Genomic DNA, 17,633 nt, shown 5'->3' with positions numbered 1-17,633 from the left:
TGGCTCAGGATGCGCGATCGACAAGCGCATCCGCGCCTTTCTTTTCTGCGCAATGGACGCAGCAGTAAATGACGTCGTCCTGTTCCACGCCATGTCCGACGATGCGGACATGGCAATTGAGGCAAACAGGCGCGAGTTTCTGGATCGCGCATTCGAAACTGTCGAATGTGTAGGTCGTCTCACCCATATTGACCTGAAAGGGCTTGTCGTAATCATTGCCGCATTGATCGCACCGGGCCATGGGAATTCTCCTTCCGGGATAGAAACGCCCTCACGGATTTGAACCCCAACAACGGCCATCCGCCCAAATCGTTCCCTCCGCTGTCCCGCATTGCCTTATGCCAGCCAGTTCGCCAGCCTTTTGACCGCCTCTTCCATATCCTCCCGCGCGCCGGCATAGGAGAATCGCATGGTGCGGTGGCCCTCGACAGGGTCGAAATCATGGCCGGGCGTTGCCGCAACATTGGCTTCCGCAATCATGCGGCGGGCGAAGTCCATGCTGTCATTGGTGAAGCGCGAGACATCGCAATAGGCGTAAAACGCGCCGTCCATGGGGGCGGCAAGGTGAAAGCCGATCTCAGGCAGGCCGCGCAGCAATATTTCCCGATTGAGCCGGTAGCGGGATTTGACCGCCTCCAGCTCCTCAGTCGCACCGAAGGCCTCGATCGCCGCAATCTGGGACAGTTCTGGGGCCGAGATATAAAGGCTCTGCGCCAGCCTTTCGACAGGACGCACCGCATCCCGGGGCAAAACCATCCAGCCGATGCGCCATCCAGTCATACAATAATATTTGGAGAAGGAATTGATGACCGTGACGTCATCGCCAAGCGAGAGCGCGGTTACATCCCCCCCTTCATAGGAAAGACGATGGTAAATCTCGTCCGAGATGACCCGGATCCCAAGCTCCCTCGCCGTCTCGATGATATCACGCAGATCATTGGCGGCGATGATCGCGCCCGTGGGATTGGCAGGGCTGGCGAAGAGCACGCCGTTCAGCGGCTTTTCCGCATGCGCCGCACGCAAGGCCTCGCCCGTCAGATCACCGGGGATCTCCACGACTTCCAGCCCAAGCGCGCGCAGGATATTACGATAGGCCGGATAGCCCGGACGAGTGATCGCCACACGGTCGCCGGCATCGAAGAAGCTCAGGAAAGCCAGGTTGAATGCCGCCGACGAGCCTGTCGTGACGGCGATGCGCTCCGGCTCGACATTGACCCCGTAATGGTCGCGGTAGTGGGCGGCGATGGCCTCGCGCAAGGCAATGAGCCCCAGCGCGTCCGTATACCCGATGCGGCCATCCCGCAGGGCGCGCTCGGCAGCCGCTCGGACGGCTCGGGGCGCCGATCGGCGGGCTGCCCCACCGCCATGGAGATGACCGGATGCCCCGCCGCGCGCCGGCGATTCGCCTCCGCCAGCACATCCATCGCATGAAACGGCTCCACATCGCCACGGCGCGAGAAAACGGTCAACTCATCCTCCTGATTACACTTTTTGGCCTGGGGAATCCCTGCCGCACAATTGCCTGATTGCTATAGGCTACACAACATTCGCGTTATAAGATGGCTGATCACGAAAGCTCCAGTGACCGGAAATCCCATGGGCCTTGCCGCATTTCTTCCCCGCCCCTTTTCCCCGATCGTGACGTTGCCGCGAAAAGTCGCTGCCGCCCTGACCGGCGCGGCGGTCGGCTTTCTGCCGCTGGGCGAGGCATTTGCGCAATCCCGCCCGGTGCCTATCGTGCGCGACGCGGAGATCGAGGCGCTGGTTTCCGATTATGCGGCGCCGATCCTCAAGGCAGCAGGGCTCAACAGCCGCGGCATTCGCATCATCCTCGTCAACAACAACAGCTTCAACGCCTTTGTCGATGGGCGGCGCATCTTCATCAACACCGGCACATTGCTGCAAGCCGAAACGCCCAATGAGGTGATTGGCGTCATCGCCCATGAATCCGGCCACCTCGCGGGCGCGCACCAGCAGCGCCTGCGCGAGCAGTTGGAGCGGGCGCAAACCATGGCCGTCATCGGCATGCTGCTCGGCATGGGCGCGACGGCGGCAGGCGCTGCGGCGGGCAACAGTTCGGTCGCCGGGGCCGGCGGCGGGCTTGCGCTGGGCGGCACGGAGATGGCGATGCGCAATCTGCTCAGCTACCAGCGCACGGAGGAGATGACCGCCGACCGCTCCGCCATCACCTATCTCGACAAGACCGGCCAGTCCGCAAAGGGGATGCTCACCACATTCGAGCGCTTCGCCAATGCGCTGGCGCTGACCGGCGCGCGGGTCGATCCCTACCGCATCAGCCATCCATTGCCGCGCGAGCGCATCGCCAATCTGGAGACGCTCGCCCGCGCAAGCCCCAACTTCGACAAAAAAGACCCGGAATCACTGCAGCAGCGGCACGATATGATGCGGGCGAAAATCGCGGCCTACACCTCCAACCCACGAGCCATTTCGGGCCTGTCGCGCAAGGACCCGCGCGGCCTCGCCGTGCGCTATGCCGATGCCATCTCCACCTATCTGAACAGTTCCCCCAGGGGCGCGTTGCCCAAGATCGACGCGCTCATCAAGGAGCAGCCGAAGAACCCCTATTTCCACGAGATACGCGGCGAAATCCTGCTGAAAGCCAACGATGCCGCGGGCGCGGCCAAGGCTTTCCAGCGCGCCGCCGCGCTCGATCCGCGCAAATCAAGCCTGATCCGCATGAATCACGGCCGCGCTCTCATGCTCACGGGATCGAAGAGCGAAATGCCCACGGCAGTGCGTGAGCTCAAGGCCGGGATTGCGCGCGATCCGGAATTCGCGCAGGGCTATCAATATCTTGCGCAGGCCTATGGGCAGATGGGTGATATCGGCCAGGCGGAACTCGCCACCGCCGACATGCACTATTATTCCGGCAACATCCAGGAAGCGAAAATCTTTGCGCTACGGGCGCAACAGAAGCTGAAGCGCGGTTCGCCGGACTGGGTGCGGGCGCAGGATATCATCAACAGCAAAAGCAGCAAAAAGAAACGCTCGTAACCAGCGGGACTGGCGCGGCATTTCTTTGCTCAATACAGATAGTGTCAGAATTCAAATCCGGGAATCGGGACGAAGCGCATGAAAAAAGCAATCACCATCACTCTCGCCAGCGGCCTTGCCGGGCTCGCCGCCCTGTTCGTGGCCGTGCAGGCGGGGCATGTGCGCCTCGCGCCGGAGGCTGTCGCCGCTTCGACGGAAGCTGCTCCGCTTGATCGCGCGGCAGTGGAGCAGATCGTGCGGGAATATCTCATCAAGAACCCGGAAGTGATGCTCGAAGTACAGAGCGCGCTCGAGGCCAAGCAGGCGGCTGCGGCGCGCGACGGCCAGCGCGAGGTGATCGCCGCCAATGCGGACAAGCTGTTCAAAGCTTCCGGCGACGCGGTATTCGGTAATCCCAAGGGCGACATCACGGTGGTCGAGTTCTTCGATTACAATTGCGGCTATTGCAAGCACGCCCTTCCCGACATGGACGCGCTGATCAAGAGCGACCCGAACATACGCTTCGTGATGAAGGAATTTCCGATCCTCGGGCCGGATTCGGTGAAGGCGCATATCGTGGCGCAGGCGTTCAAGGCGCTGATGCCGGAGAAATATCTGGAGTTCCACCGCGCGCTTCTGGGCAACCAGGGCCGCGCCACGGAGGATTCCACGATCGCCCTGGCGGTGAAGCTGGGCGCGGATGAAGCAAAGCTGCGCGAGAAGATGAAGTCGCCCGAGATCACGGAAGTCTTCCAGACCAATTACCAGCTCGCCAATGCGCTCAACATCACCGGTACGCCGTCCTATATCATCGGCAATGAAGTCGTTCCGGGCGCCATCGGCCTTGAAGGCCTTGCCCAGAAGATCGCGGAAGAACGCAAGGGCAATGGCTAGGACAGCCCTGCAAGCTGAAAAATTGGTGGAGAAAACACGAGGAACCTATCGTTTTCCGCCATTTTCAGGCTTTTACCTTGCGCGCATCCCTTCTATATGGGATGCGCATCCGCGTTGTCGTCTTGAAATACCGATGTCTTGAAGTACCGGCAGTTCCAAAGGTCAGTAGCAGTAACCGGATATGGCCCAGACAATTCTTGTTCTCAACGGTCCCAATCTCAACATGCTGGGAAAGCGTGAGCCGGGAATCTATGGCGCCGCGACGCTCGCCGACATTGAGGCTGCCTGCAGGCGCGAGGCGAAGGCCCTTGGCGTCGAGATCGAGTTCCGCCAGTCGAACCATGAGGGCGACCTCGTCGACTGGATCCAGGAAGCCGGGGAAAAAGGCGCGTCGGTGCTAATCAATCCGGCTGCCTATACGCACACATCGATTGCGCTGCAGGATGCGATCCGCGCGGCGAAGGTTACGGTCGTCGAGGTGCATCTATCAAACATCCATGCGCGGGAAGCCTTCCGGCACCATTCATTCGTCTCGCCGGTCGCAAAAGGCGTCCTTTGCGGCTTCGGCGCGGATGGCTATGTGATGGGCTTGCGCGCGCTGGCGGCATTCGCTGCCGAAAACAAAGCATGATCCCGAACCGACGGTCAGCGTAGCAAAAGTTGCAGGCCTTTCGGGTAAGATCACGCGGTAAAAGAAGAACGGGAATAGTGGGAAAGGGCCAGGCAATGGCAAACAGAAGCGCAGGCATCGACAAGGAGATCATCCGCGATCTCGCGGAGATCCTGAACCAGACGGACCTGACCGACATCGAAATCGAGCAAGGCGACCTGCGCATCCGCGTTTCGCGGCAGGTGACGATCAATGCGACCGTGCCGCAGCAAGCGCCAGTCTATGCGCCGGCCCCCGCTGCCGCGCCGGTCGCCACCGTGGAAGCGCCGAAGCCCGCCGACGTATCGAAGAACGCCGTTCCCTCGCCCATGGTCGGCACGGTCTATCTCGCCCCGGCCCCCGGCGCGAAGCCCTTCATCGAGGTTGGCCAGAAGGTCAAGGAAGGCCAGACCCTGATGATCATCGAGGCGATGAAGACGATGAACCAGATCCCTTCGCCCCGCGCGGGAACCGTGACGGCCATCCTTGTCGATGATGCCCAGCCCGTCGAATATGGCGAGCCGCTGATCGTTGTCGAATAAGGACGGGCGAGACACGATGTTTCAGAAAATCCTCATCGCCAATCGCGGCGAAATCGCACTTCGGGTGCTCAGGGCGTGCAAGGAGCTCGGCATCAGCACGGTGGCTGTGCACTCCACCGCCGACGCCGACGCCATGCATGTCCGCCTTGCCGACGAAAGCGTATGCATTGGCCCCCCGCCCTCGCGCGAAAGCTATCTGAACATCCACCAGATCGTTGCCGCCTGCGAAATAACAGGCGCGGATGCCGTCCATCCGGGCTACGGCTTCCTGTCGGAGAACGCCAAGTTCGCCGAGATCCTTGAGGCGCACGGCATCACCTTCATCGGCCCGACGGCGGAGCACATCCGCCTGATGGGCGACAAGATCACCGCCAAGACCACCGCGCAGGAACTCGGCATTCCCGTCGTTCCGGGCTCGGATGGCGAGATCAAGACCGAGGCGGACGCGCTGAAGACCGCGGCGGCCATTGGATATCCGGTGCTGATCAAGGCGACGGCCGGCGGTGGCGGACGCGGCATGAAGGTCGCCAAGACCGAGGCGGACCTCATCGAAGCCTGGACCACGGCCCGCACCGAAGCGGCGGCGGCTTTCGGCAATGATGCCGTCTATATGGAAAAATATCTGGAAAAGCCGCGCCACATCGAAATCCAGGTGTTCGGTGATGGCGAAGGCAATGCGGTGCATCTGGGCGAGCGTGATTGCTCGCTGCAGCGCCGCCATCAGAAGGTCTGGGAAGAGGCGAACTCCCCTGCCCTCAATGCCGAGCAGCGCATGAAGATCGGCGAGATCTGCGCCGACGCGATGAAGAAGCTTAGATATCGCGGCGCGGGCACGATCGAGTTTCTCTACGAAAATGGCGAGTTCTATTTCATCGAAATGAACACCCGGCTGCAGGTGGAGCATCCCGTCACCGAGGCGATCACCGGCATCGACCTGGTGCATGAGCAGATCCGCGTCGCCTCCGGCGGCGGCTTGTCGGTCCACCAGGAAGATATCCGCTTCCAGGGCCACGCCATCGAGTGCCGCATCAATGCCGAGGACCCGCGCACCTTCACCCCCTCGCCCGGCATCATCACCCATTTCCATACGCCCGGTGGTCTTGGCATTCGCGTGGATTCGGGCGTCTATAGCGGCTACAAGATCCCGCCCTATTACGACAGCCTGATCGGCAAGCTGATCGTGCATGGGCGCAATCGCGTGGAATGCATGATGCGGCTGCGCCGGGCGCTCGACGAGTTCGTGGTTGACGGCATCAAGACGACGTTGCCGCTATTCCAGGATCTGATCAGCAATCCTGACATCGCCAATGGCGATTACGACATCCACTGGCTGGAGAAGTATCTCGCCCGCCAGTCCACTGAGCCCAAGGGCGAGTAACCGGCATGGCAGTGGGGAGGCAGGCGAACGATCATCGTATTTCGCCTGACCTCCTTCTGCGCGCCTATGCCTCGGGCGTCTTCCCCATGGCGGAGGACGCCGACGACCCGGAGGTGTTCTGGGTCCGGCCGCAAAAGCGCGGCATCATTCCCCTCGACAATTTCCACGTTCCGAAGAGCCTGCAGAAGGTTATCCGTCAAGGGCGCTTCGAGATCCGGCTTGACACGGATTTCGAAGGCGTTATCGACGGCTGCGCCTCCGGCACGGGCAAGCGCGCCCGCACCTGGATCAACCAGCCGATCCGCGAGGTCTATACCGCCCTCTTCAAGCGCGGCCATTGCCACACCGTCGAGGCCTGGCGCGAGGGGCAGCTCGTCGGCGGGCTCTATGGCGTGACGCTGGGCAAGGCCTTCTTCGGCGAAAGCATGTTCTCGCGCGAAACCGACGCCTCCAAGGTCTGCCTCGTCCATCTCATCGAGCACCTCAACGCCCGAGGCTTCACCCTGCTCGACACCCAATTCACCACCCAGCACCTGGAACGCTTCGGCGCGATCGAAGTGCCGCGCAAACGCTATGAGCGGATGCTGGAGGAGGCGCTGTCGGGGGTGGTGGAGTTTTAATATGGCTTGCTTGGCAAAATTGTGCTATCAAATTGCGGCACAATTGGAGACCTGCCATGGAGACATTTTCAGTTCGTGACCTTCGCGAAAGGACAGGCGATCTGGTACGGCAGGCGGAGGCCGGTCATTTATCTCTCATCGCCAAGCACGGTCGCCCGCTTTTCGTCGCGGTGCCCCTGGATGAGCATCTTTTGAAAGAAGGGGTGGCAGTTGCGATGGCCGTGCGGCTCTTCGCGGACAAAGCCATCGGCCTTGGCAAGGCCGCAAAGCTTGCGGATCTGTCCGTCGAAGCATTTATAGCGCAACTCGGCGCGATGGGCGTCCCTGCAATCGATTATCCGGCGGAGGAACTCGAGGAGGAACTGGCCGCGCTCGGAACACATTCGTGAAGCTGGTCGCCTCCGACGCTTCGCCGCTCATCATATTCGCAAAGAGCAATCTTATCCCATTGCTGACCGGCATGATCGACGAAGTCATTGTGCCGGAGACTGTATATGCAGAGTGTGTTGCCGACGTCGCCATGCCTGGAGCGCGTGTCATTCGCATAGCTGCCGAAACCGGGCAAATTCATGTGCGAGCCGACATCGTCGTGCCAGGCATCCCTGGTGTTAATCTGGCTGTTCTCGACGCGGGTGAAATCGCGGCAATTCATATGGCGGTCGCACTGCAATGCCCAGTCCTTATGGATGAACGCCTCGGCCGGCAGACGGCACGGCGTCAGGGGCTGACGGTCATTGGCAGCGCCGGACTGCTGCTCGCGGCCAAACAGCGAGGCCTCATTCCAGCCATCGCACCAATACTCGATCAGTGGCGCGAGGCGGGCTATTTCCTTGCGAACAATATCGCCCACGCCGTTCTTGAGCGCGCTGGCGAAACCTGAGAGACGATCAAACCTTGCTCCCTTCCGCCATAAAAAAGAGCGCCGGTTTCCCGGCGCTCCTGAATCCTGCGTCTCAAATCGTCTTACTGCGGCAGTTTGTCGTCGATGCCGGCGACGTAGAAGTTCATGCCGAGGATGGTGGCGTCGTCAGCGGTTTCGCCTTCTTTCAGCCAGACCGAGCCGTCCTGCTTTTTGATCGGGCCGGTGAAGGGTTTCAGCTCGCCGGAGGTGATCTTGGCTTGCGTTTCCTCGGCCATCTTCTTCACGTCGTCGGGCATGTTGGTGTAGGGCGCCATCACGACGAAGCCGTCATGCATGCCGTGGAAGATGTTCTGGGATTTCCACGTGCCGTCGAGCACCGCCTTAGTGCGCTCGATATAGTAGGGCGCCCAATTGTCGACGATGGAGGTCAGCTGCGTCTGCGGCCCGAATTTGATCATGTCGGATGCCTGGCCGAAGGCCTTGATGCCGCGCTCCGCCGCCACCTGCATGGCTGCGGTGGAATCGGTGTGCTGGGTGATGATGTCGACGCCCTGGTCGATCAGCGCCTTTGCGGCGTCGGCTTCCTTGCCCGGATCGAACCAGGAATTGACCCAGATGACCTTGACCTTGAAGTTCGGGTTAACCGACTGCGCGCCCAGCATGAAGGAATTGATGCCCTGCACCACTTCGGGCACCGGAACCGAGGCGATGTAGCCGGCGACGCCCGCCTTCGACATTTTCGCGGCGATCTGGCCCTGCACATAGCGGCCTTCATAGAAGCGCGAATTGTAGACAGCGACATTATCGGCGGTCTTGTAGCCGGTCGCGTGCTCGAACTTCACGTCCGGGAATTTCTTGGCGACCTTGATCGTGGCGTCCATATAGCCGAAGGAGGTCGTAAAGATCAGCTTCGCGCCCGAGCGCGCCAGACGCTCGATGGAGCGTTCGGCATCCGAACCCTCGGGTACGTTTTCCAAATAGGTGGTCTCGATCTTGTCGCCCAGCGCGGCTTCCAGCGCCTTGCGGCCCTGATCGTGCTGATAGGTCCAGCCGAAATCGCCGGGCGGTCCGATATAGATAAAGCCGACCTTCAGCTTGTCCTGCGCATTCGCTGCGCCCACAAATGCGACACTCGCCGCAGCGGCAAGCGCCAGAAGCATTTTCCTCATGTTGACTGCTCTCCTGTTTTTTAGTGTGTCTTGTTACCGGTCCGGCACGAAGGGTTTCCCAAGCGAAGCCGGGGTATTGATCATGGTCGCACGACGGTTCCGCGAGATGAGGACGAGAACGAGGATCGTCGCCAGATAGGGCAAGGCGGACAGGAACTGCGACGGCAGGCCGAAGCCCAGCGCCTGCGTGTGCAACTGCCCGATGGTCACCGCGCCGAAGAGATAGGCGCCCGCCAGCACGCGCCATGGCCGCCAGGAGGCGAAGACGACGAGCGCCAGCGCGATCCAGCCCCGACCGGCGGTCATGTTCTCCACCCACTGCGGCACATAGACGAGCGAGAGCTGCGCGCCCGCGAGCCCGGCGCAGGCGCCGCCGAAGAGCACGGCGAGATAGCGCGTGCGCACCACATGGACACCGAGCGCATGGGCCGATTTGTGATTGTCGCCGATGGCGCGCAGCGTCAGCCCAGCGCGGCTGCGGAACAGGAACCAGTGGACGCCGATGACGAGCAGGATCGAGAGATAGAAAATCGGGTCCTGCCCGAAGAGGAATTTACCGATAAGCGGCAGTTCGCTGAGGTAAGGAATGTGGATCGCTTCCATGCGCACGCCGGGCAGGCCGACGAAGCTCTCGCCGATCATGGCGGAGACGCCGAGGCCGAGAATGGTAAGCGCGAGGCCGCTCGCCACCTGATTGGTCACCAGCGTCAGGGTGAGGAAGCCGAACAGCGCCGAGAAGGCCGCGCCCGCGAGGATGGCGGCGAACATGCCGAGCCAAGCCGATCCGGTCATCTGCGCGACGGCAAAGGCCGTGACCGCGCCCATGATCATCATGCCTTCGACGCCGAGATTGAGGACGCCGGAGCGCTCCACCACCAGCTCGCCGATGGCGGCGATGAGCAGCGGTGTGGCGGCGGTGGCGACGGTCAGGAGGATGGCCTCGGTCATTTCCATCGTCAGCCCTCCTTTTTCACCGGCTTCGACGAGACGAGCCGGATGCGGTAATGAATGAGCGTGTCGCTTGCCAGCACGAAGAACAGGATCATGCCCTGAAAGATGCGGGCGGATTTTTCCGAAATGCCGATGGCGACCTGTGCCGCCTCGCCGCCCAGATAGGACAAAGCCAGGACGAACCCGGCAGCGACGATGCCGAGCGGATTGAGCCGTCCCAGAAACGCCACGATGATGGCGGTGAAGCCGTAGCCCGGCGAAATGCTGGGACGAAGCTGGCCGATGGCGCCGGAGACTTCGGCAATGCCCGCCAGACCAGCACACGCGCCCGAGACGAGGAAGACGAAGAAGGTCATCTTCCCGGCGCTGAACCCGGCGAAACGCCCTGCCCGCGGGCTGCCGCCCAGCACCCGCACCTCGAAGCCCTTCATGGTGCGCGCCAGCACGAACCAGAGGACGATGGCCGCCACCAGCGCCAGCACGATGCCCCAATGGGCGCGGCCGGATGCGGACCATACTTCCGGCAGGACGGCGGAGGCGTTGAACTGCCGCGTCTCGGGGAAATTATAGCCTTCCGGATTGCGCCACGGGCCGCGCACGATCCAGTCGAGGAAATATTGCGCGATATAAACCAGCATCAGGCTGGTCAGGATCTCATTGGTGTTGAAGCGCACCTTGAGGAAGGCGGGGATGGAGGCATAGGCCGCGCCGCCTGCCATTCCCATGAGCAGCATTATCGGCAACACGACCCAGGACTGGAAATCCGGGAACATCACCGGCAGCACCGACCCGGCAATGGCCCCGGCGATGAACTGGCCTTCCGCGCCGATGTTCCAGACATTGGCGCGGTAGCAAAGCGAAAGGCCGGCCGCGATCAGGATCAGCGGCGCGGCCTTGACGAGAAGCTCATGCAGCGACCAGGTCTCGGTCAGCGGCTCGACGAAATAGACATAGAGAGCGTGGAGCGGCTCTTTGCCCATGAGCGCGAAGAAAATGGCTCCGGCAATGAGCGTCAGAGTCAGCGCGATCAACGGCGAAAGCGCGCTGAACAGAACCGAATGCTGCGGGCGGCGGGTAAGTTCGATGCGCATCATGCGGCCTTGCCCGTCATCTTGCGCTCTGCATCGGCCCCGCCCATCATCAGGCCGATCTTTTCGAGCGTCACTTCGCTTGTCGGAAGCGCCTCGGACAGCCTGCCATGGTTCATCACAGCGATGCGATCGCAGATTTCGAGAAGCTCATCCAGGTCCTGGCTGATGACGACGACAGCGGAGCCGCCCCTGGCAAGATCGACCAGCGCCTGACGGATATGCGCCGCCGCACCCGCGTCAACGCCCCAAGTGGGCTGATTTACGACGAGCACGGAGGGCTTGCGGGCCAACTCACGCCCGATGATGAATTTCTGCAGATTTCCGCCTGAAAGCGCGGCGGCATCGGGGTTTTCGCCGCTCTTGCGCACATCCATCGCCTTGACGATTGCGTTCACGGCGGATTGGAGGCCGCGATGGCGCAGGATTTTCAGCGGACCGCCCTTGAGAAAGGTCTTGCCGTCGGTGGCGTGGCGCGAAAGGAGGAGATTGTCGGTCAACGGCAAATCGGGCACCGCCCCATGGCCCAGCCGCTCCTCCGGCACGAAGGCCGCGCCGAGGCGTCTGCGCTTCATAATATCCGCGCGCCCGGCGGGATTCCCATCGATAAGCACCATTCCGGCATTTGCCTGCAACGCCTCGCCGGACACCGCCTCGAAGAACTCGCCCTGCCCATTGCCCGCCACGCCGGCAATGCCTACGATCTCACCCGCGTGAACCGAGAGGTTCATATCGTGAAGCGGGGTGGAGAACGGCCCGCGCGGCGGCTGGCTCAGGCCGACGATTTGCAGAAGCGGTTTTGCGTCACCCTCATGGTGAGCCTGTCGAACCACCGTCTTGATATCGCTCCCCACCATCATGCGGGCGAGCGATGCGGCGGTCTGCTGCCTCGGGTCGCAATGGCCAACCACCTTGCCGTGGCGCAGGACCGTGGCGCGGTCGCAGAGGCGCTTCACCTCCTCGAGCCGGTGGCTGATATAAAGGATCGACTTGCCCTCGGCGCGCAGCCGCTCCAGCGTCTCGAACAGGCGGTCGGCCTCCTGCGGCGTCAGGACCGATGTTGGCTCGTCGAGAATGATCAAATCCGGTTCCTGGAGCAGGCAGCGGATGATCTCGATGCGCTGGCGCTCGCCCACGGAGAGGTCGCCGACCACGCTATCGGGATCGAGCGGCAGGCCGTAAGCCTCGCCGATTTCGCGCGCCTTGGCGGCGGTCGTCTTGAGCGGCGTGGTCTTATCGAGCGACAGCGCAATGTTCTCGGCCGATGTCAGGGAGTCGAACAGCGAGAAATGCTGGAACACCATGCCAATGCCCAGCCTTCGCGCCATTGCGGGGCTGGAAATGGTGACGGGGCGGCCCTTCCAAAGGATTTCGCCCGAAGCGGGCTGGAGCGAGCCGAACAGCATCTTCACGAGGGTGGACTTGCCCGCGCCGTTCTCGCCCAGCAGCGCGTGGATTTCCCCCGGCTCGATGACGAGGTCAACCGCGTCGCACGCCACCAGATTGCCAAAAACCTTGGTGATCCGGCGCACGTCCAGAAGCGGCGGGTTGGCGGATACAGCTGACACAAGTCCCCCAAAAGCTAATGAGAGCCTGGCCGGACGGCCGGGCCCTGCTCAGGGCGTTCTTATGACAGCACCCCTAATATTGGGAAGTGCAAAAAAGGCGCACCAGTGAAGTTTTGCACATCGATGATGCACCAAAAGCGTTAGCCTAGGGAATAAGCACCGTCGTGCCGGTCGTCTTGCGGCTTTCAAGATCGCTATGCGCCTGCGCGGCATCTTTCAGCGGATAGGTCTGGTTGATGTGCACCGACACCACACCGCTTTCGATGATCGAGAACAAATCCTTCGCCGTGGCCTGGAGATCTTCTTGGCTGGCGATGTAGGTATTGAGCGTTGGCCGCGTGGCGAAGAGCGATCCCTTCTGCTGGAGGAGGGAAATATCAAAAGGAGGAATGGGGCCGGAGGAGAGACCGAAGCTCACGAACATGCCGAGCGGCTTCAGGACATCGAGCGAGCCGGGGAAGGTATCCTTGCCAACCGAGTCATAAACCACCTCGACCCCCTGCCCGCCGGTCAACGCCTTCACACGCTCGACGAAATTCTCGGTGCGGTAGTTGATGACGTGATCGTAGCCGTTGGCCTTGGCGAGTTCTATCTTTTCGGGCGAGCTGGCTGTGCCGATGACAGTCGCGCCAAGATGTTTTGCCCATTGCCCGGCGATGAGGCCGACGCCGCCCGCTGCGGCGTGGAACAGAATCGTGTCGCCTTTTTTAACCGGAAAGGTGCGCCGCAGAAGATATTGCACCGTCATGCCTTTCAGCATCACCGAGGCGGCGGTTTTGAGATCGATACCATCAGGGACGAGTACAAGCCGGTCGGCGCGGACGATGCGCTCCTCCGCATAAGCGCCCAGCGTCACGACATAGGCGACGCGGTCGCCGGGTTTGACGTTCGTCACGCCCGGCCCGATGGAGAGGACTACCCCCGCGCCTTCATTGCCCGGCGTGAAGGGCATCGAGGATGCCTTGTATACACCTGTGCCTGTGCGGAACAAGGTATCGAGGAAATTGAGACCGATGGCTTCCTGCCGGATTTTGGCTTCTCCCGGGCCGGGTTCGCCGAGTTCAACCTTTTCGTAAGTAAGCACCTCGGGTCCGCCGAGCTTATGAACGCGGATGGCATGGGTCATTGCTGCACTCCGTTCCGGTTAACGCGTGAAGCCCCTCACGCCGACGATGCAATAAAGATAGGTGCCGGTAAAGATAGGTGCCGGTGACCCGGATGCCAATGCGCAGCGCACCGGAACGGACAGCGCGAGCATTTTTTGCACATCAATGTTCGAGAAGAGGCGGAGCCTAGGGAATAAGCACTGTTGTGCCCGTCGTCTTTCGCCCCTCAAGATCGTCGTGCGCCTGGGCTGCATTTTGAAGCGGATAGGTCTGGTTAATCTTAACCGAGACGGCGCCGCTTTCGATGACAGAGAAGAGATCCTTCGCCGCTGCTTCGAGGTCTTGCCGTTTGGCGGTGTACTGATTGAGCGATGGGCGGGTGGCGAAGAGCGAACCCTTCTGCTGAAGGATGGCGATGTCAAAGGGCGGGATAGAGCCGGAGGACTGGCCGAAGCTTACGAACATGCCGAAAGGCTTCAGTACGTCGAGCGAGGCCGGGAATGTGTCGTTTCCGACCGAGTCATAAACCACATCCACCCCCTGCCCGCCGGTCAGTTCCTTGACGCGCTCGACGAAATTATCGGTGCGGTAATTGATAACATGATCGTAGCCATGGGCCTTTGCGAGTTCGATCTTTTCGGGGGAACTTGCGGTGCCGATGACAGTCGCACCCAGATGCTTCGCCCATTGCCCGGCAATAAGCCCGACGCCGCCCGCTGCGGCATGAAACAGGATCGTATCGCCCTTTTTCGCCGGAAAGGTACGGCGCAGGAGATATTGCGCGGTCATGCCTTTCAGCATCACCGATGCGGCAGTCTTGAGATCGATACCGTCTGGAACGATCACCAGCCGGTCAGCGGGGACAATGCGCTCCCCGGCATAAGCGCCGAGCGTCGCGACATAGGCGACGCGGTCTCCGGGCTTAACGTTTGTGACGCCGGGGCCGACGGAAACGACGATTCCTGCACCTTCATTGCCGGGCGTAAAGGGGAGCGCGGGAGCTTTATAGAGGCCCGTGCGGAAGTAAACGTCAATGAAATTGAGGCCGATGGCTTCCTGCCGGATTTTGGCCTCGCCCGATCCAGGCTCGCCTACCTTCACCGTTTCGTAGGCGAGCACGTCCGGTCCGCCGAGCTTATGAACACGGATGGCATGGGTCATCGCTACACTCCGTTTTGGTTAAACGCGTGAAGCCCCCAACCGAGGGAAGAACTGCATCACGGCGCCGATGCAATAAAGATAGAGGCCCGTGATGGAAATACCAATGCGCACCCAGAGCGGAGCCTCAAGCGCATAGCAGATCGCCACCGCGCCCAGCGCGCACCAGACGAGAAAGACGGTGAGGTTGAGCGGGCGCAGGCGGACGACCCGCACGGGATGCAGAAAGTGGATCGGCACGAACGACAGGATCGCCGAGACGACGACTGTGGCAAATGCAATCCATTCTCCCGGCTTGACGATGAACAGCGTGAAGACCACCATGTTCCACACTACGGGGAAGCCCTTGAAGAAATTCTCCTTCGTCTTCATGCTCGTGTCGGCATAATAAATCGCGCTCGAAATGACGATGATCGCGCCGGAGAGGAAGGACAGCCCCTCGCCCATGAAGCCGCTTTGGTAAAGCGCGAAGGCGGGGATCAGCACATAAGTGACATAATCGATGATATTGTCGAGGAGTTCGCCGGACCAGGTGGGCAGGACATATTTCACGTCCAGCTTGCGGGCGATTGGCCCATCGATGCCATCGACGAGCAGGGCGAGCCCCAGCCACCAGAACATGGCCGTCCAACGCTCCTCGCTAGCGGCAACGAGGGAAAGAAAAGCCAAGAAGGAGCCGGACGCCGTCAGCAGGTGCACAGAAAAAGCCCGGACCTGCGGCATGGTCACCCGCTTGGGCTTAAATGTCTCGGACAATTTTTCTTTCACGCGCCTTGCCAGTCTTTTTTGTTGGTCGCTCGATGGGGAGACCTTTTCGCAAATTAAGCTTAAAGAGCAAGGGAAAACGCGCGAGACCCGCGCTTGTGACGATTTTTCCCGTGCCTTTCCTTCGTCTCAGTCCTAGATGATCATGAAGGTGGATGCCGTTTCGAAAGGGAATAAGCCATGGCCGTTACAATCGAGAAGCAGATCGCTATTGCGGGCAGCGGCCCGGCGGGCATGATCGCGGCGCTCGCTCTGGCGGGCCAAGGCCATGAGGTCGCGCTGATCGGCCCTTCCCCAAGCGAAAACGACCAGCGCACCACCGCACTGATGATGCCGGCCATCGGCTTTCTGAGTGAACTCTGCGTGTGGGAGGCCGTAGAGCCGCAGGCCGCACCGCTCGCGACCATGCGCATCATCGACGCCACGCGCCGCCTCGTCCGCAGCCCTGCCGTCACTTTCCGGGCCGGGGAAATCGGCGAATCGGCCTTCGGCTACAACATGCCGAACACGGCCTTGAACAAGGTGCTTTTCGACGCTGTGGACGGCGACCGGCGGATCACCCGCATCCTCGCGCCAGTCACCGGCTACCGGCATATGGCGGATCATGTCGCGGTCACAACCGATGAAGGCGAGGTCGCGGCGCGGCTGCTCGTTGCCTGCGACGGGCGCGGCTCCCCTGCGCGGGAAGCGGCGGGAATCGGTGTGAAGCGCTGGAACTATCCGCAGACGGCGGTGGTGCTCTCCTTTGCCCATGCGCTCGATCATGAGAATATCTCGACCGAATTCCACACCGAGGACGGCCCGTTCACGCAGGTTCCCCTCCCGGGCCGCCGCTCCAGCCTCGTCTGGGTTGCCAATCCCGCCCTCGCGGGCCGGCTGATAGACCTGGACGCGGAGGCGCTTGCGGCGGAGGTAGAGACCCGGATGTATTCGATGCTCGGCAAGGTCACTACCGAGACGAAGCAACAGGCATGGCCACTCTCCGGGCTGGTGCCCACTTCCTTCGCCCGCAACCGCACGGTGCTTGCCGGGGAAGCCGCGCACGTCTTCCCGCCCATCGGCGCGCAGGGCCTCAATCTCGGCGTCCGCGATGTCGAGACGCTGGTGAAGGCGCTGAAAGCGGATCCTGCCGATGTGGGATCCGACCGCGTCACTCGCGCCTATGACCGGATGCGGAGGCCCGATGTGCTGGCGCGCACGGGCTCGGTCGATGCGCTCAACCGCTCGCTCCTCTCCGGGCTCCTCCCTGCGCAGCTGGCGCGCGGCGTCGGGCTCGAGCTTCTTCGCTCCTTCGCCCCGCTGCGCGGCTTCTTCATGCGGGAGGGGCTCAAGCCCGGCAGCGGCTTCGCCAATCTATTCTCCCCGGTTAGTGACTGGAAATTCCGGCCCGGCAGCGCCAAATAGGCATCAGAGAATGCAATGATGCGACAAGGACGATGGGCATAACTCAGATAAAACACGCGAAGTTCCAGATCGGACAGGTTGTCAAGCATCGGCTTTTCCCGTTCCGGGGTGTCGTCTTCGACGTCGATCTGGAATTCGCGAATACGGAAGAATGGTATCAGTCCATCCCCGAGGCCGTGCGTCCGCGCCGCGACCAGCCGTTCTATCACCTGCTCGCCGAGAACGCGGAGAGCGAATATATCGCCTATGTCTCGGAGCAGAACCTTGTGCCCGATTTAAGCGGGGAGCCGCTGCGCCATCCGCAGATAGCCGACATCTTCGACCGCGTGGAGGATGGGATTTACAAGGTGAAGGTGCAGCACGCGAATTAGTGCGGACCATGTTCTGACGGAATCGCCAAGAGCGCCCTCGCCCTTCGAGGCTCCGCTTCGCTACGCACTCAGGAGGAGGGCTATTGCAGCGTTGCAGTCCTTCACCCTCATGGT

The 17,633-nt window shown here is 61.5% G+C and carries 18 protein-coding genes and 1 pseudogene; 10 read left to right on the top strand and 9 right to left on the bottom strand.

Annotated features, from left to right (window positions below; genetic code table 11):
* Positions 1–4 precede the first annotated feature (4 nt).
* Complete coding sequence (locus IEX53_RS03125) at positions 5–241, bottom strand: metallothionein (RefSeq protein WP_188821357.1); 237 nt, start codon at positions 239–241, stop codon at positions 5–7.
* A gap of 95 nt (positions 242–336) precedes the next feature.
* A pseudogene (locus IEX53_RS03120) lies at positions 337–1,424 on the bottom strand (pyridoxal phosphate-dependent aminotransferase).
* 172 nt (positions 1,425–1,596) lie between these two features.
* Here IEX53_RS03120 and IEX53_RS03115 point away from each other — a divergent pair.
* From IEX53_RS03115 to IEX53_RS03080, 8 genes are all read left to right on the top strand, one after another.
* Entirely contained in the window at positions 1,597–3,015 is a 1,419-nt protein-coding gene (locus IEX53_RS03115; protein WP_188821807.1) for a M48 family metalloprotease, read from the top strand.
* 78 nt (positions 3,016–3,093) lie between these two features.
* Positions 3,094–3,888 carry a DsbA family protein gene (locus IEX53_RS03110; protein WP_188821355.1) on the top strand — a complete coding sequence of 265 codons (795 nt, stop codon included), beginning with the start codon at positions 3,094–3,096 and terminating at the stop codon, positions 3,886–3,888.
* 181 nt (positions 3,889–4,069) lie between these two features.
* Complete coding sequence (aroQ, locus tag IEX53_RS03105; RefSeq protein ID WP_188821353.1) at positions 4,070–4,519, top strand: type II 3-dehydroquinate dehydratase; 450 nt, start codon at positions 4,070–4,072, stop codon at positions 4,517–4,519.
* Positions 4,520–4,614: 95 nt separating this feature from the next.
* Complete coding sequence (gene accB / locus IEX53_RS03100; protein WP_188821350.1) at positions 4,615–5,079, top strand: acetyl-CoA carboxylase biotin carboxyl carrier protein; 465 nt, start codon at positions 4,615–4,617, stop codon at positions 5,077–5,079.
* A gap of 16 nt (positions 5,080–5,095) precedes the next feature.
* Positions 5,096–6,457, top strand: coding sequence for an acetyl-CoA carboxylase biotin carboxylase subunit (accC, locus tag IEX53_RS03095; RefSeq protein ID WP_188821348.1), 1,362 nt, complete (start codon positions 5,096–5,098; stop codon positions 6,455–6,457).
* 5 nt (positions 6,458–6,462) lie between these two features.
* Positions 6,463–7,077: a leucyl/phenylalanyl-tRNA--protein transferase gene (aat, locus tag IEX53_RS03090; protein WP_188821346.1), complete on the top strand. Its 615-nt coding sequence runs from the start codon at positions 6,463–6,465 to the stop codon at positions 7,075–7,077.
* Positions 7,078–7,133: 56 nt separating this feature from the next.
* Positions 7,134–7,466 carry a type II toxin-antitoxin system prevent-host-death family antitoxin gene (locus tag IEX53_RS03085; protein WP_188821344.1) on the top strand — a complete coding sequence of 111 codons (333 nt, stop codon included), beginning with the start codon at positions 7,134–7,136 and terminating at the stop codon, positions 7,464–7,466.
* Entirely contained in the window at positions 7,463–7,957 is a 495-nt protein-coding gene (locus tag IEX53_RS03080; protein ID WP_188821342.1) for a PIN domain-containing protein, read from the top strand. Before IEX53_RS03085 ends, IEX53_RS03080 begins: the two co-directional genes overlap by 4 nt.
* Positions 7,958–8,040: 83 nt before the next feature.
* On the opposite strand, the gene IEX53_RS03075 is transcribed toward IEX53_RS03080, so the two are convergent.
* From IEX53_RS03075 to pcsA, 7 genes are all read right to left on the bottom strand, one after another.
* Positions 8,041–9,108 (bottom strand): BMP family ABC transporter substrate-binding protein, encoded by a 1,068-nt coding sequence (locus tag IEX53_RS03075; protein WP_188821340.1) that lies wholly within the window; start codon positions 9,106–9,108, stop codon positions 8,041–8,043.
* Between the two features lie 33 nt (positions 9,109–9,141).
* Positions 9,142–10,062 (bottom strand): ABC transporter permease, encoded by a 921-nt coding sequence (locus IEX53_RS03070; RefSeq protein WP_188821338.1) that lies wholly within the window; start codon positions 10,060–10,062, stop codon positions 9,142–9,144.
* A gap of 2 nt (positions 10,063–10,064) precedes the next feature.
* Entirely contained in the window at positions 10,065–11,150 is a 1,086-nt protein-coding gene (locus IEX53_RS03065) for an ABC transporter permease (protein ID WP_188821805.1), read from the bottom strand.
* Positions 11,150–12,715: an ABC transporter ATP-binding protein gene (locus IEX53_RS03060; RefSeq protein ID WP_188821336.1), complete on the bottom strand. Its 1,566-nt coding sequence runs from the start codon at positions 12,713–12,715 to the stop codon at positions 11,150–11,152. The genes IEX53_RS03065 and IEX53_RS03060 overlap by 1 nt, the downstream gene beginning before the upstream one ends.
* Before the next feature lie 145 nt (positions 12,716–12,860).
* On the bottom strand, positions 12,861–13,841 hold the full coding sequence (locus tag IEX53_RS03055) for a quinone oxidoreductase family protein (RefSeq protein ID WP_188821334.1): 981 nt from the start codon (positions 13,839–13,841) through the stop codon (positions 12,861–12,863).
* A gap of 166 nt (positions 13,842–14,007) precedes the next feature.
* Positions 14,008–14,982 carry a quinone oxidoreductase family protein gene (locus IEX53_RS03050; RefSeq protein ID WP_188821332.1) on the bottom strand — a complete coding sequence of 325 codons (975 nt, stop codon included), beginning with the start codon at positions 14,980–14,982 and terminating at the stop codon, positions 14,008–14,010.
* An 18-nt stretch (positions 14,983–15,000) separates the two neighbouring features.
* Complete coding sequence (pcsA, locus tag IEX53_RS03045) at positions 15,001–15,759, bottom strand: phosphatidylcholine synthase (protein WP_308429128.1); 759 nt, start codon at positions 15,757–15,759, stop codon at positions 15,001–15,003.
* A 165-nt stretch (positions 15,760–15,924) separates the two neighbouring features.
* Between pcsA and IEX53_RS03040 the strand changes: the two genes are divergently transcribed.
* On the top strand, positions 15,925–17,148 hold the full coding sequence (locus IEX53_RS03040; protein ID WP_188821330.1) for a UbiH/UbiF family hydroxylase: 1,224 nt from the start codon (positions 15,925–15,927) through the stop codon (positions 17,146–17,148).
* 32 nt (positions 17,149–17,180) lie between these two features.
* Positions 17,181–17,519 carry a heat shock protein HspQ gene (hspQ, locus tag IEX53_RS03035; protein ID WP_188821328.1) on the top strand — a complete coding sequence of 113 codons (339 nt, stop codon included), beginning with the start codon at positions 17,181–17,183 and terminating at the stop codon, positions 17,517–17,519.
* Positions 17,520–17,633 lie beyond the last annotated feature (114 nt).

This window comes from Paramesorhizobium endophyticum, from assembly GCF_014640615.1.
Taxonomy (GTDB): Bacteria; Pseudomonadota; Alphaproteobacteria; order Rhizobiales; family Rhizobiaceae; genus Paramesorhizobium; species Paramesorhizobium endophyticum.
The sequence above is the reverse complement of the archived record's forward strand: the minus strand, read 5'-3'. Positions and strand labels throughout refer to the sequence as shown.